Source organism: Paenibacillus sp. FSL P2-0121 (genome assembly GCF_037975345.1).
GTDB classification, from domain to species: Bacteria; Bacillota; Bacilli; order Paenibacillales; family Paenibacillaceae; genus Paenibacillus_AQ; species Paenibacillus_AQ odorifer.
The window spans coordinates 5,280,161-5,294,495 of record NZ_CP150245.1 but is presented as its reverse complement, the minus strand read 5'-3'; the positions used below and the strand labels follow the sequence as shown (position 1 = coordinate 5,294,495).

The 14,335-nt window shown below is 45.2% G+C and carries 10 protein-coding genes and 2 tRNA genes; all 12 read left to right on the top strand.

The window, feature by feature from the left end:
* The first annotated feature begins 683 nt into the window (after positions 1-683).
* The 12 genes from pyrR (at position 684) to MKY54_RS23375 (ending at position 14,004) form a co-directional block, all read left to right on the top strand.
* Positions 684-1,247 carry a bifunctional pyr operon transcriptional regulator/uracil phosphoribosyltransferase PyrR gene (gene pyrR, locus MKY54_RS23430; protein ID WP_036683379.1) on the top strand — a complete coding sequence of 188 codons (564 nt, stop codon included), beginning with the start codon at positions 684-686 and terminating at the stop codon, positions 1,245-1,247.
* Between the two features lie 4 nt (positions 1,248-1,251).
* Positions 1,252-2,157 carry an aspartate carbamoyltransferase catalytic subunit gene (locus MKY54_RS23425; protein ID WP_036683376.1) on the top strand — a complete coding sequence of 302 codons (906 nt, stop codon included), beginning with the start codon at positions 1,252-1,254 and terminating at the stop codon, positions 2,155-2,157.
* 109 nt (positions 2,158-2,266) lie between these two features.
* Complete coding sequence (locus MKY54_RS23420) at positions 2,267-3,550, top strand: dihydroorotase (RefSeq protein ID WP_076128828.1); 1,284 nt, start codon at positions 2,267-2,269, stop codon at positions 3,548-3,550.
* A gap of 115 nt (positions 3,551-3,665) precedes the next feature.
* Positions 3,666-4,847 carry a glutamine-hydrolyzing carbamoyl-phosphate synthase small subunit gene (gene carA, locus MKY54_RS23415; RefSeq protein ID WP_051491286.1) on the top strand — a complete coding sequence of 394 codons (1,182 nt, stop codon included), beginning with the start codon at positions 3,666-3,668 and terminating at the stop codon, positions 4,845-4,847.
* Position 4,848: 1 nt separating this feature from the next.
* Positions 4,849-8,076, top strand: coding sequence for a carbamoyl-phosphate synthase large subunit (gene carB, locus MKY54_RS23410; RefSeq protein WP_339188125.1), 3,228 nt, complete (start codon positions 4,849-4,851; stop codon positions 8,074-8,076).
* A gap of 111 nt (positions 8,077-8,187) precedes the next feature.
* Positions 8,188-8,934 (top strand): orotidine-5'-phosphate decarboxylase, encoded by a 747-nt coding sequence (gene pyrF / locus MKY54_RS23405; protein ID WP_076185241.1) that lies wholly within the window; start codon positions 8,188-8,190, stop codon positions 8,932-8,934.
* A complete protein-coding gene (pyrE, locus tag MKY54_RS23400; RefSeq protein WP_076128834.1) occupies positions 8,931-9,569 on the top strand; it encodes an orotate phosphoribosyltransferase in 639 nt (212 codons plus the stop codon). Before pyrF ends, pyrE begins: the two co-directional genes overlap by 4 nt.
* Positions 9,570-10,973: 1,404 nt before the next feature.
* On the top strand, positions 10,974-12,461 hold the full coding sequence (locus MKY54_RS23395; RefSeq protein ID WP_339188124.1) for an extracellular solute-binding protein: 1,488 nt from the start codon (positions 10,974-10,976) through the stop codon (positions 12,459-12,461).
* A gap of 112 nt (positions 12,462-12,573) precedes the next feature.
* Positions 12,574-12,738: a hypothetical protein gene (locus MKY54_RS23390; protein WP_167347621.1), complete on the top strand. Its 165-nt coding sequence runs from the start codon at positions 12,574-12,576 to the stop codon at positions 12,736-12,738.
* A gap of 82 nt (positions 12,739-12,820) precedes the next feature.
* Positions 12,821-12,897, top strand: a tRNA-Met gene (locus tag MKY54_RS23385).
* A 44-nt stretch (positions 12,898-12,941) separates the two neighbouring features.
* Positions 12,942-13,015: transfer RNA gene (locus tag MKY54_RS23380), tRNA-Ile, on the top strand.
* A gap of 476 nt (positions 13,016-13,491) precedes the next feature.
* A complete protein-coding gene (locus MKY54_RS23375; RefSeq protein ID WP_339191266.1) occupies positions 13,492-14,004 on the top strand; it encodes a DUF3189 family protein in 513 nt (170 codons plus the stop codon).
* The last annotated feature ends 331 nt before the right edge of the window (positions 14,005-14,335 follow it).

The following is a 14,335-nucleotide window of genomic DNA, read 5'->3' as shown; positions in this document are numbered from 1 at the left end:
TATAAACTAATTAGGGAAAAACTCCCTGAAATTAGCCGATATTCGCTCTAAATGTACGAAATCAGGGAAAAGTTCCCTAATAATCAGCGGGTTTTCTATATTATTTACTGAACTGGCCAATAATTAGGGAAGTTTTCCCTAATAACAAGTCTGATGAACAGAAATCACTGAATTTCAGGGAGAAATTCCTTAATTACTATATAAGTACCTCACCGATTGCATCATTTTCAGCATTACTAGGTGCGCCTTTTGAATCATTTGGACATTAAGTAGTGTTAAGAACATAAACGAGGCTGTCCAAAAAGCGATGAAACGGCTATTTGGGACCAGCCTCGTTTTTTATGCAGATATACTGAGTACCGCCTCCCCCTTGTTGTTAATAGAAGTAAGGAAGAGAAGTGCAAAAGTTTAGGCAGAGAAAGTTGACATGAGGGGGTTGTTCTGTCATAATTCTTGTTAAATGAATAGCGCCTTTAATTCAGTCCTGTGAGGCTGGCAAGGTAACGTGAATCGAGGTTCGCGACTCTTAGAAAGGTATCCGTGTGTAAATACGGAACTGTCTTTTTATGCGCGCGGCCGTCATCTTCCTCATCTGCGGATTTCACTCCTTGCCTGTTATAGGCAAGGAGTTTTTTGATTTCCGGGAACTTGAATAGGCGAACAAGCTGGAGGGTGACAAGATTATGGTTACTGAGAAAAATGTCATTATGGATGAAACGGCGATCCGCCGGGCCTTATCGCGTATTGCTCATGAGATTTTGGAGAAGAACAAAGGTATCGAGAATTGTCTGCTGGTCGGCATTCGGACACGAGGTGTGTATCTGGCACAGCGTATCGCTGAGCGCATCAAGGAGATTGAAGGCGTCGAGATTCCATACGGTGAGCTGGATATCACACATTACCGGGATGACCGTGAAGTGGAAGGCAGTGAAGCAGTAGTGAAGAGCAACGTCGTTATTACTTCAGGAAGTGCTGGCATTCATGATCAGAAAGTCATTTTGTTCGATGATGTACTTTACACCGGACGCACCATCCGCGCGGCGATGGACGCTTTGATGGATTGCGGACGCCCACGAATGATTCAACTGGCAGTACTGGCTGACCGCGGACACCGCGAGCTGCCGATCCGGCCGGACTACATCGGTAAGAATGTACCTACCTCAAAGCACGAGCAGATTGAAGTGGCGCTGAAGGAATACGACGGCAAAGATGAGGTCTACATTATTTCAAACCGGGAGGAACGATAACATCATGACACTTACCAAGGTAAAGGAACGTAGTCTGCTGGGAATCAAAGAGCTTGACCGGTCGGAAATTATCCAACTGCTTGACAGAACAGCATTTTGGGACAATCAAAGTGAAAAGCTAACGCCCATCTTGAACTCCCATTTTATTTCTAACATGTTTTTTGAGAACAGCACACGCACACGCTTCTCTTTCGAGATGGCAGAGAAACGACTAGGTGCGCAAGTACTTAATTTTACGGCTGCAGCTTCTAGTGTAGAAAAAGGGGAGTCGATCTACGATACAGTGCGCACACTGGAATCGATGGGGATCGATGCCGGAGTTGTGCGTTTGAAGCCTGCAGGTGTGCTGCAGCAGTTAGCTGAGAAGGTGTCCATACCGCTTATCAATGCGGGCGACGGCAACAATGAACATCCTACGCAGGCGCTGCTTGATTTATACACCATGACCAAAACCTTTGGGGAACTAAAGGGTCTGACAGTCTCCATCATTGGGGACATTATGCATAGCCGCGTAGCGCGCTCTAATCTCTGGGGGCTTACGAAAATGGGAGCCAAGGTGCAGTTCTGCGCACCGGATAATATGAAGGCTCCTGAGCTTATGGAGTATGCGCCTTACGTAACTATGGAAGAAGCTCTTAAAGCGGATGTAGTAATGATGCTTCGAGTACAGCTTGAGCGCCATACTTCCGGCATTAAGCTGTCTGCTGAAGATTACCGTAGCCACTATGGTCTAACAGAAGAGCGGGCAGCTAAGCTGGCCAAAGACACAATCATTATGCATCCAGCTCCGGTTAACCGGAATCTAGAGATTGATGATGCAGTAGTTGAGTGCAGTCAATCGCGGATTTTCCCGCAAATGTCTAATGGCGTACCGGTCCGGATGGCGGTTCTCGAAAGAGCTTTACTATAAGCTTACAGAATGCTAACGTATAGAGACTAATAAATATACACAAAGATGAATTTTTATTATATAATAACGAGAGGGCCCGCAGCTGTGATCTGAGGGTAAAGGTAGAATCATGACAGTGATTATTAGAAACGCCAGCGTATTGAATAAGGAAGGCTTGCTTGAGCGCAAACACATCGAACTTCAGGAGGGTGTGATCTCGGCTATAATCGACGGAAATGAAGCTATCGGAGAAGCCACGGAGATCATTGATGCTGAAGGTAAGCTGCTCATTCCGGGACTCATTGATATGCATGTGCACTTGCGTGAACCGGGATTTGAACACAAGGAAACAGTGGAAACCGGAAGTCGCTCAGCTGCTAAAGGCGGATTTACAACCATTGCATGTATGCCAAATACTCGTCCGGTGACAGATAGCCCGGAGATCGTGCAATTTGTGAAAGACAAGGCGCGTGAAGCAGGACTAGTTAAAGTGCTTCCTTATGCAGCCATTACGAAAAATGAGCTCGGACGTGAGTTGACGGATTTTGCGGCGCTCAAAGAAGCTGGAGCTATTGGTTATACAGACGACGGTGTGGGCGTACAAAGTGCTCAAATGATGAAAGATGCAATGAACATCGCAGCATCGCTCGATATGCCAGTCATTGCCCACTGCGAAGATAATTCACTGGTTGAAGGCTGCTGTGTAGCTGAAGGTGAGTTCGCTAAGAAGCATGGCCTCAAAGGAATTCCGAATGAGTCAGAAGCGATCCATGTTGGACGCGATATTTTGCTGGCAGAAGCGACAGGCGTTCATTACCATGTATGCCATGTCAGTACTGAACAGTCGGTGCGGCTGATTCGCCAAGCAAAAGAGATCGGCATTAAAGTAACTGCTGAGGTATGTCCGCATCACTTGCTTCTTGCTGAAGACGATATTCCAGGCCTGGATGCCAATTGGAAAATGAACCCGCCGCTGCGCTCCCGCCGCGATGTTGAAGCGTGTATCGAAGGGTTGCTTGATGGCACACTAGATATGATTGTTACAGATCATGCGCCACATAGTGAGGAAGAGAAAGCTAAAGGAATGCAGTTGGCACCTTTTGGTATCGTTGGATTCGAGACAGCTTTCCCACTCTTATACACGGCGTTTGTAGAAACCGGAAAATGGGATTTATCCTTACTTGTACAAAGAATGACTGCCGATCCTGCACGGGTATTCAGATTGAACACCGGGGTTATGGAGATCGGAGCTCCTGCAGATTTGACACTGATCGATCTGGAGCAGGAAAAAGAAGTAGACCCAAGTTCCTTCGCAAGCAAAGGACGTAACACTCCTTTTGGCGGCTGGAAGCTTAAGGGTTGGCCAGTAAAAACTTGGGTGGACGGCAAAGCCGTATGGACTGAGAAAAACTAGCGGACTGGTGAGGCGAAATTGCTGATCTTTACAGATCAGCAATTTGAGCGCGTACACTCCGGAAGGCATGCAAGGCATACGTATCAGACTACAGAACATGAAGGAGTGGAAGGGAATGCAGGCGAGATTGCTGCTTCAAGACGGAACTTTATTTACAGGTACCGCATTTGGCGCTGAAGGTGAAAAGACAGGCGAGGTTGTTTTTAACACAGGAATTACAGGATATCAAGAGGTGCTGTCTGACCCTTCATATTGCGGACAAATCGTTACCATGACGTACCCATTGATCGGGAACTACGGGATTACGCGGGATGATTTCGAATCTGTTCGACCTTTCGTACACGGTTTTGTAGTGCGTCGTCATGAAGAAGTTCCAAGTAACTGGCGCGCAGAATACAGTGTGGACGACCTGCTGAAAGAATATGATATTCCTGGAATCAGCGAGATTGATACCCGGATGTTGACGCGGATTATTCGCCACTACGGAACAATGAAGGCGATCCTGACTACCTCTAACAAACGTGTAGAGGAATTGATGGAAATGATGGGCGACACCTCAATTGAAGAATTGCGCAATCAGGTAGCTCGCACATCTACTCCAAGCATGTACAATAGCCCAGGAACTAAAGAACGCATCGTGCTTGTAGATTACGGTGCGAAGGCTGGTATCTTGCGCGAGTTGAACAATCGCGGTTGTGACGTTGTAGTTGTACCTCATGACGTAACCGCTGATGAGATTCGTCGCCTCAATCCAGATGGTATCCAGCTGTCCAACGGCCCTGGGGACCCGAAAGACGTCCCACACGCAGTGAAGACGATCTCGGAATTGCTTGGTGAATACCCAATCTTCGGCATCTGCTTAGGTCACCAGCTGTTTGCACTGGCTTGTGGCGCGGATACAGAGAAGCTGAAATTCGGGCACCGTGGCGGTAACCATCCGGTTAAAGAATTGGAGAGCGGACGTTGCTTCATTACTTCTCAGAACCATGGCTACACAGTGAATGAAGATTCTGTGAAGAGCACGGATCTAGAAGTTACTCACATTAATAATAATGATAAGACCGTTGAAGGACTTAAACATACCCGTTACCCTGCATTTTCAGTACAGTACCATCCAGAAGCAGCACCGGGACCTCATGACAGCAGCTATTTATTCGATCGTTTCTTACAGATGATCGCTGACCATAAAGCTAACACACCTGTAAGCTCGCGCCAGGCGCAGCTTGCGGCAAACGCCAGAATCACGGCGCCAAAACCTACAGTAAAACAGCTTGAAGCCGTGAAAGGAGCTCTATAACATGCCTAAGAATGAAAAGCTTAAAAAAATATTAGTAATTGGTTCTGGACCGATTGTTATCGGGCAAGCCGCAGAATTTGACTACGCCGGAACTCAGGCCTGTCAGGCCCTGAAAGAAGAAGGCGTGGAAGTTGTGCTGATCAACAGTAACCCAGCGACTATCATGACTGACACCAATATGGCTGATAAAGTTTATATCGAGCCGATTACCCTTGAATTCGTAACTGGCATCATCCGCCAGGAGCGCCCAGATGGCTTGTTGCCAACTTTGGGAGGACAGACAGGTCTTAATATGGCTGTAGAATTGGCTCGTGCAGGAGTACTAGAACAAGAGAATGTTAAGCTTCTAGGTACCCAGCTTGAATCCATTGAAAAAGCAGAGGATCGCGATTTGTTCCGCGATTTGATGCGCGAATTGGAACAGCCTGTACCAGAGAGCACTATTATTACCACAGTAGATGAAGCGATGAAATTCGCTGAGGAAATTGGTTTCCCACTGATTGTACGCCCAGCCTATACGCTTGGCGGCACCGGCGGCGGGATCTGCGACAACGAAGAAGAGCTGCTTGAGACTGTCAAAGCAGGTATTCGTTATAGTCCAATTGGACAATGTTTGGTGGAGAAAAGTATTGCCGGCATGAAGGAAGTTGAATACGAGGTTATGCGTGATGCGAATGACAACTGTATCGTTGTCTGCAACATGGAGAACTTTGACCCGGTAGGTGTGCATACGGGTGACAGTATCGTTGTGGCACCTAGCCAAACTTTATCCGACCGTGAATATCAAATGCTGCGCAGCGCTTCACTCAAAATCATTCGTGCGCTGAATATCGAGGGTGGCTGCAACGTGCAGTTCGCACTGGATCCGCAAAGCTATCAATATTATGTAATCGAAGTAAATCCACGTGTCAGCCGCTCTTCGGCTTTGGCTTCGAAAGCAACTGGTTATCCGATTGCCAAAATGGCTGCCAAAATCGCACTTGGTTACACACTCGATGAAATCGTCAATCCAGTTACTGGACAGACCTATGCTTGCTTCGAGCCTACACTTGACTATATCGTAAGCAAAATCCCACGCTGGCCGTTCGACAAGTTCATTCATGCGAACCGTAAGCTGGGCACACAAATGAAAGCAACTGGAGAAGTTATGGCCATCGGTCGTACCTTTGAAGAGTCCATTCATAAAGCAATTCGTTCCCTGGAAATCGGTGTACACCGTTTCCGTCTGCCGGGCGCTGAGGATCTGGAAGAAAGCGTCCTGCGTGAACGTCTGGCAAAACCTGATGATGAGCGGTTGTTCTTGATCGCTGAAGCTTTCCGCCGCGGATTTGGCTTGCAAGAGATTCAAGACATTACTAACGTAGACTGGTGGTTCCTGTCCAAAATCGAGGGACTGATCAACTTTGAAGAGGTCATCCGTGGGGATGAAAGCTTATCAGAAGAAACCTTGTATCAAGCTAAACGCAGAGGTTTTACAGACCGTGCGATTGCTGAGATACGTGCAGAAGGACAAGCAAACGGTAAATACACCAAAGAAGCTGATGTACGCGCGCTTCGTTTAGAGCGAGGATTAACGCCTGTATTCAAAATGGTAGATACCTGTGCAGCTGAGTTCGAAGCTTCTACACCTTACTACTACTCTACTTATGAGACTGAAAATGAGGTCATTCATTCCGATAAACAAAAGGTTATCGTGCTTGGATCGGGTCCAATCCGGATCGGCCAAGGGATTGAGTTCGATTACTCCACTGTGCATGCGGTGTGGGCGATTCAGAAGGCAGGTTATGAAGCGGTTATTATCAATAATAACCCTGAGACTGTATCTACCGACTTTAATACTTCGGACCGGTTGTATTTTGAACCCTTGTTCTTTGAAGATGTAATGAACGTAATTGCGCAAGAGAATCCGATTGGGGTTATCGTACAGTTCGGAGGCCAAACAGCCATTAACCTTGCTGCACCACTAAGTGCGGCTGGCGTTAAGATTCTCGGAACTAGCCTAGACAGTATTGACGAAGCTGAAGACCGGAAGAAATTCGAAGCTTTGTTGGCTCGTCTGGATATTGCCCAACCAAAAGGAAAGACGGTTATCAACGTAGATCAAGCAGTAGAAACTGCACAATCGCTTGGATATCCGGTGTTGGTACGTCCTTCCTATGTACTGGGTGGACGCGCAATGGAAATTGTATATAATGATGCGGAATTGCTTAGCTACATGGTAGAAGCGGTTAAGGTAAATCCGGAGCATCCGGTATTGATTGACCGTTACATGTTAGGTAAAGAGGTTGAGGTAGACGCAATTTGTGACGGTGAGACGGTAGTTATTCCAGGGATCATGGAGCATGTTGAGCGTGCCGGTGTTCACTCCGGTGACTCCATCGCTGTATATCCTCCGCAATATCTGGATGAAGGTCTGAAAGCAAAAATTGCTGAGATCACAATCAAGATTGCTAAGGAATTGAAAACGATTGGTCTGGTCAACATCCAGTTCGTAATCTATCAAAATGAAGTGTACGTAATTGAAGTAAATCCACGTTCATCGCGTACGGTTCCATTCTTGAGTAAAGTAACTGGAATTCCAATGGCGCATCTGGCAACCAAAATCATTCTCGGCGGCAAGCTGAAAGATGACGGTTATACAGAAGGTCTATGGCCGGAAAGTGATTATGTATCGGTTAAAGTGCCGGTGTTCTCTTTTGCCAAGCTGCGTAGAGTAGAACCAACGCTCGGACCTGAAATGAAATCGACGGGTGAAGTTATGGGCCGAGATAAATTGTATGCAAAAGCTTTGTATAAAGGTCTAATCGGAGCAGGAATGAAAATTCCAGCAACCGGCGCTATCATCGTTACAGTGGCAGATAAAGATAAAGCAGAAGCTGTAGAGCTTATGAAAGGCTTCCACTTGCTGGGTTACAAGATCATTGCTACCGGAGGCACCGCTCAAGCGCTTGAAGAAGCAGGTCTCAACGTAATGAACGTAAACAAGCTGGATGAAGGTGCGCCGAACATTCTCGACTTGATTCGTGGTGGGCAAGCCAACTTCGTCTTTAATACACTGACTAAAGGGAAAACACCAGAGCGTGATGGATTCCGTATCCGTCGTGAAGCGGTTGAGAATGGCGTCGTATGTATGACATCACTCGATACAGTAACGGCACTGCTCAGAATGCTGCAGACGATCAACTTCTCGTCACAGTCCATGCCTGCTTTTGTCGGTCAATTAAACTAATCTCATAAAGATGTATAGGGCGGTTTGCGTTTACGCAGACCGTTCCGCTATGCCTAGGGGCTAATAAATGAAGAGTGTGGATTTAAGTCTGCACTGGATGGGAGAACGGTTATGGGACAGGGAGATGCAAAGTGGAATGAAATGGCGAATCGCTTGATGATCGCCTTAGATTACCCTGATGTTGCAGGGGCAAGAACCTTGATTGACAAGCTGGAAGGGATTCCTTGTTATATGAAAGTGGGAATGCAGCTTTTTTATGCAGCCGGACCGGAATTCATTAATGAACTGAAATCTCGGGGGTATTCTGTATTTGCAGATGTCAAAATGCATGATATTCCTAACACGGTAAAAGGCGGGGCAGAAAGCCTTACGAACCTCGGTGTGGATATGTTTAACGTACATGCCGCAGGAGGCTCAGCGATGATGGCTGCAGCCCGGGAAGGCGCTGCTTCAGTAGTTAATGCGAATGCTGCGCTTAAAATGCCTTTGATTATCGCAGTTACACAGCTGACCAGCACGAGCCAAGAAGTGATGAATAACGAAATTGGAATCGCAGGAGAAGTAGAAGATACTGTGGTCAGATACGCTAAGCTGGCAGCCGCTGCAGGTCTGGATGGGGTAGTGGCTTCACCGCAAGAGTCTTCAGCGATCGCAGAGGCTTGTGGGCCCGCATTTTGTACAGTTACACCTGGTATCCGGCCAGCAGGTGCATCCCTAGGTGACCAGTCCCGGGTGATGACGCCGGGCAAAGCCATTCAGCAAGGCAGCCACTTTCTGGTGGTGGGCCGTCCTGTTACAACTGCGGCTGATCCACGTCAAGCAGCACTAAATATTATTGAGGAGATGACCCTAGCATGAGTACATTAAATAGAAGTGAACAAGTAGCAAGTTATCTGCTTACGATAGGAGCAGTGGCACTACGTCCGCAGGAGCCTTTTACCTGGACCTCTGGTATTAAATCCCCGATCTATTGCGATAACCGTCTGACTATGGCTTACCCAGAGGTACGTAACTATATTGCTGATGCCTTCGCTGAGCTTATTAAAAGCCAGTATCCAGACGCAGAGGTGATCGCAGGTACAGCAACCGCAGGCATTCCTCACGCAGCTTGGGTAGCTGATAAACTTAATCTGCCAATGGCTTATATCCGCGATAAAGCTAAAGGTCACGGCAAGCAGAACCAGATCGAAGGACTGATTAAGCCGGGGCAAAAGGTAGTCGTTATCGAAGACCTGATCTCCACTGGCGGAAGCTCCATCAAAGCAGCTCAAGCTGTGCAAGAAGCAGGCGCAGAAGCGTTGGCTGTATTGGCAATCTTCAGCTACGAGCTGGACCGTGCGGTGGATGCTTTTGCCGCAGCTGAAATGCCATTACAAAGCTTATCCAACTACAGCACATTGATTGATGTGGCTCTTACACAAGGCAAGATCGCAGCTACAGATGTGGAACTGCTGAAATCTTGGAGAAAAGATCCTTCCGCATTTGGCGTTTAAACTAAATATCTGATTATAGTTTGGACGGGCCTCTCACTTTTTGGTGGGAGGCTTTTCTTTTTAACTACATTGAGTGTAATAAAAAGGAAAGCGTAAAGCGCACTCAGCTGTGTAGTTGCATGAAGTATGCTGCTATTTATTGCAAAAAGATGCAATGATCCAGCCGCGGCAGGTGTAAACTCTGGCATTCGGGATTCTGAAACTCTACTGCTATGCGCTATCGCTATACGCTCTGGCTCTGAACACTCTGAACACTCTGAACACTCTGAACACTCTGAACACTCTGACGCTCTGACGCTCTGCTGCTATGCGCTGTCGCTCTATGCTCTGGCTCTGAACACTCTGATACTCTGCTGCTATGCGCTATCGCTCTGCGCTATGAACGCTCTGACACTCTGGAATACTATACTCTGCCCGGTGATTCCATCGCGTTGTCGTCTTAAACGCCGAATAGTTGCAGTTTGTGCACTTAAACTAACCTTCCTTAGAGGATCTGGCGATATAGTTGTACTTTGTACAATTACATCCGCCAGAAATCCGCCGAAAGCACCTAATAACGTTTTTTAACTGCACATAGTGCAATTAAAAGGAGAAGCACAACACACTCCGCTTTAATAGTTGCACAAAGTACAATTATCCTGTCGTAGAAGGGCGATTTGTGCCGGTCACAGGAAAGCTGCAGGTTAGTTAGTAGGGAAGGCGAATGCTGTATTGGTAAAAGGAAAAGTAGAGTGGAGAGTAGGGTTTTGGTGTTTGTATTTACATTCACATTACATTTACAATCAATTTCTGACACTTGGCTGACCTGCGCTCTGTCGTTCTGGTATATTGCGTTCTGTTGCTCTGGTATATTGCGTCTCTGACACTCGGGATTCTGAAACTCTGCTGCTATGCGCTATCGCTCTATGATCTGGCTCTGAACACTCTGATACTCTGAAACTCTGCTGCTATGCGCTATCGCTCTACGCTCTGAACGCTCTGACACCCGGTGATTCCATTGCGCTGTCGTCTCAAACGCAGAATAGTTGTAGTTTCTGCACTTAAACTAACCTTCCTTAGAGGATCTGGCGATATAGTTGCACTTTGTGCAATTAAATCAGCCTGAAATCCGCTGAAAGCACCTAATAACGTTTTTTAACTGCACATAGTGCAATTAAAAGGAGAAGCACAACACACTCAGCTGTAATAGTTGCACAAAGTGCAATTATCCTGTCGCAGAAGGGCATTTCAGTATCCTTAGGAAACTCGCGGAACGTTTTTTATAGAAATAATATGAAGAAATCGTAGCATAACTTTAAACAGCCTGTAACTTCCCCTCCTGAATAAAGCTATATACTGTTACTAGAATTATGGGTAATTATTCATAAGGTGGATGGATTGAGTATTTTATGGGAGGGTTCAAGAATGAATCATATAAATAATAATAGAAGGCTATGGCGGCGCTGGTTAAGCTTTGGAATATGTGCAGCACTCCTATTGCCTTTAATTTCTGAAAGCAGGCATACAGCCTGGGCGGAGGCTTCTAAGCCATCTGCAGAACAGCGCGTGTTACGTATTGGCAGCCTCTGGTCTGGAGAGGACGATTCTTCTTTTCGTCAGCAGTTTACAGATATGTATGAATTGCAGCATCCTGAAATCAAACTTGAGATTATTCCAGCCATCAATATGAATGAGCTTCGTTTTGACAGCACCTATCCAGAGGTTAACCCAGATAATCTGGAGAATATCCGAGCAATTATGGGCGGTGCACAGCCGGTTGATGTAATCGTCGGTGATAGTACATTGGTGAAGAGTTTGGTGGAACATAATCTGGTGCAACCGCTGGAGCCGCTTATCGCACGAGATCAATATGATTTAAGCAATATGGCGCCTACGATGCTAAGTGGAGTTCGTGAGCTGGGTGGAGGAAGTCTTTACGCGTTAGCGCCGACTTTTATGTCGAGTGCGTTATATTTTAACAAAGGTATTTTTGATGCTGCTGGTGTAGGTTATCCGACAGATGGAATGACTTGGGATGAAGTGTTCGCGCTGGCCGAAAAGGTGACCAAGAAATCGACAAATAAAGATAAGCGTATATATGGCTTTTCGATGAACCGTTATATGAGCGATCCTTTCTGGGATATGCAGACCTATGTCTCACCGCTGGAGCTTGCTATGTATGACAACAAGGGACATAAGATGGAGGTAAACCAAACACAGTGGAGTCAAGCTTGGACGACCTACAGCCAATTGGTGAAAAAGCAAATTACACCTGGGTTAAACGGTATGGATTTTATAGAAACAGAACGGAGTACCTATAGTCCTGTCCAAGGGGATCTCTTCCTTACCGGAAAAGCTGCAATGGTAATTGGAGAATACGATTATCTTAATGAGCTTGCAGGTGTGAGCCGCAATGCAGCAAAAATTAAAAATTATAATCCTGTCGATTGGGGTTTCGTTACCGTACCTACTTTTAAGGAGAAACCAGGAGTGGCTGTAGGTACTTGGGTAGGTAATATGATGGCTATCAACACTATGGCTGCTAATAAGGAAGATGCGTGGGATTTGATCAAATTCGTCAACAGTAATGAAGTAGCTAAAATTAAAGCCCATACCCGCGGGGAACTAACTTCCCGTAAGGATTACATTACTACGAAAGTACCTTCAGTAAATCTGGAGTCCTTCTATACGCTTAAACCATTACCAGCCAATGATCCTTTGATGAACGTCCTACAAACACAGAAGCCTGGAATTAGCCGTGTTAATGATGTTGGGCGCCAACTGTTCACAGAAGTTTATCAGGGCAAGAGAACGGTCGAGAGTGCACTTAAAGCTTGGGAGAAGCAAGGGAATACGATGCTGGGTACGCTCGAAAAAGATCCCACATATTATTTTGACTCCATAGGGGATTGAGTTTTGGAATATGTAGCAGCCACCGGATTTCCGGTGGCTTATTTTGTGGAACTTGGGCATGATAAGTTCAGAGCAGCGTAAGATTAATTTGCGAAAAGGAGAAGAGGGCATCATGAATTGGATATACTTCGCGAAACTGTTCAGAACGAGATTTCAAGCAGGCTGTTTGGCAAAAAGACTGGAGCAAGATGGCTGGATTTATGGCTATCATGACCCAAGTTTTGTGGAGATTTATCGATCCCGCAAAGGAAGATATGGGGTTAGATTTTTGCCTTGAGAACTTTTACAAATTCATCCTTGACGTAGACCCATTTTGTACTGTATATTATTTATTGTCGCTGTTTGAATATTATTTCTGACGCGGGGTGGAGCAGCCCGGTAGCTCGTCGGGCTCATAACCCGAAGGTCGCAGGTTCAAATCCTGCCCCCGCAACCAATTTTATTACAACAGCAATTGTACATTCGGATATTTTTAGATCCGGGCCCTTAGCTCAGTTGGTTAGAGCGGTCGGCTCATAACCGATTGGTCGGGGGTTCGAGTCCCTCAGGGCCCACTTATCAAAAACCCTTACTTTGTAAGGGTTTTTTGCTGTCTGTAGGCTTTGTGATATTAAGAAAATAGAATGGATAAAGACCAGGATTTTGAGCTTGCTAACGGATTTGCTAACGGAAATTATTTCACTGGTCGTGGAATCTTTTTTTTGACGCCTGCTTTACGTACTAGTACGTTCATACCTTCAGTAATTCGTTTTGGTTTTGTATAACTTTTTGCCAAGGTAGCAACATACTAAATCATTATCCTTATATGAGTCTCCATATTTTTTAATAAGCCTCAATTTGCGTGTAGCGTTCCTTAAGGTCATTCCTAATATTTGAATATGAAAAGTATAATAATGCCTATTAAATTAAATAGGGTATTTATTAAGGGAAGTAAGACCATACTCTGCAATTAGGGTTTGAAATTAATAAAACGAATTACACCATTATAAAATGGATATAATCATAAGAGAAAAATATGAAGGATGATATTATGATTTATATCTATAATGATTATGGTGGGACACATACGACTTCTTTAGCAGCAGCATATCATTTAAAACAAATTACTCAGTCTGAGCGGAAATTAACTTCAGAGGAAATATTGAATGTTAAATTTTTTAATAAGTTAACGAAAAATGATTTTGGTAAGATTATTTTTCACGGAATTGATGAAAATGGAGACGCAGTTTATACAATCGGTAGGAAGTCATCAAAACTTGTAGTCCCAGCTTTAAGAGACCTGAGTTTATTACTTGAAAGTAAACATCATTTTGAAGAAAAAATAATATTCTCTAATACTTCACCCACGGTGCCCATTCTGATGTCAATCGGAGGGTTCTTCTCAAGAGGATTAATGATTGATTTTATTGGTGTTCCTTTATTAGTAATGGGTGCTAAACAATGTTGTGATAATATTTTTCGTTTGGTTGAAAATACGAAACAAATAGGGAAGTCCTCAAATGAGGAACAAGTTATTATTTTAGAAAATGAAGTCTATAAGTAATGATTCTGCAAAAGTTCATAAGAACCATGCATCGCAACAAACATTGTGACAACACGCTCTTATAGGCGTGTTTTTATTTTGCAATCGGATCTCCGGGGAGTGTTTTATTTGAGATAGGTAGAGGGGGCGCTTCAAATGTATACGGGTCTGTTTTTGCTTATTCGATAAACCCTGTAAATACTGCTGTCCGCAGCGAGCCAACCTTATGGATGGTTCAGTTCCGGGATAGTATACAATCCTATGTAGACAATGTTATGTTTACGTTGAAATGCAGTAGGTAGTTCTTCCAGCGTGATCACATTTTGGTCACGGCGTTATTAGATCCTCTGGT

Bases quoted from the DNA above. Each gene is read 5' to 3' on its own strand.
- MKY54_RS23420 (WP_076128828.1), top strand. From the start codon at position 2,267: ATGACAGTGATTATTAGAAACGCCAGCGTATTGAATAAGGAAGGCTTG.
- pyrE (WP_076128834.1), top strand. From the start codon at position 8,931: ATGAGTACATTAAATAGAAGTGAACAAGTAGCAAGTTATCTGCTTACG.
- MKY54_RS23390 (WP_167347621.1), top strand. From the start codon at position 12,574: ATGAATTGGATATACTTCGCGAAACTGTTCAGAACGAGATTTCAAGCA.
- pyrR (WP_036683379.1), top strand. From the start codon at position 684: ATGGTTACTGAGAAAAATGTCATTATGGATGAAACGGCGATCCGCCGG.
- carB (WP_339188125.1), top strand. From the start codon at position 4,849: ATGCCTAAGAATGAAAAGCTTAAAAAAATATTAGTAATTGGTTCTGGA.
- pyrF (WP_076185241.1), top strand. From the start codon at position 8,188: ATGGGACAGGGAGATGCAAAGTGGAATGAAATGGCGAATCGCTTGATG.
- MKY54_RS23375 (WP_339191266.1), top strand. From the start codon at position 13,492: ATGATTTATATCTATAATGATTATGGTGGGACACATACGACTTCTTTA.
- MKY54_RS23425 (WP_036683376.1), top strand. From the start codon at position 1,252: ATGACACTTACCAAGGTAAAGGAACGTAGTCTGCTGGGAATCAAAGAG.
- MKY54_RS23395 (WP_339188124.1), top strand. From the start codon at position 10,974: ATGAATCATATAAATAATAATAGAAGGCTATGGCGGCGCTGGTTAAGC.
- carA (WP_051491286.1), top strand. From the start codon at position 3,666: ATGCAGGCGAGATTGCTGCTTCAAGACGGAACTTTATTTACAGGTACC.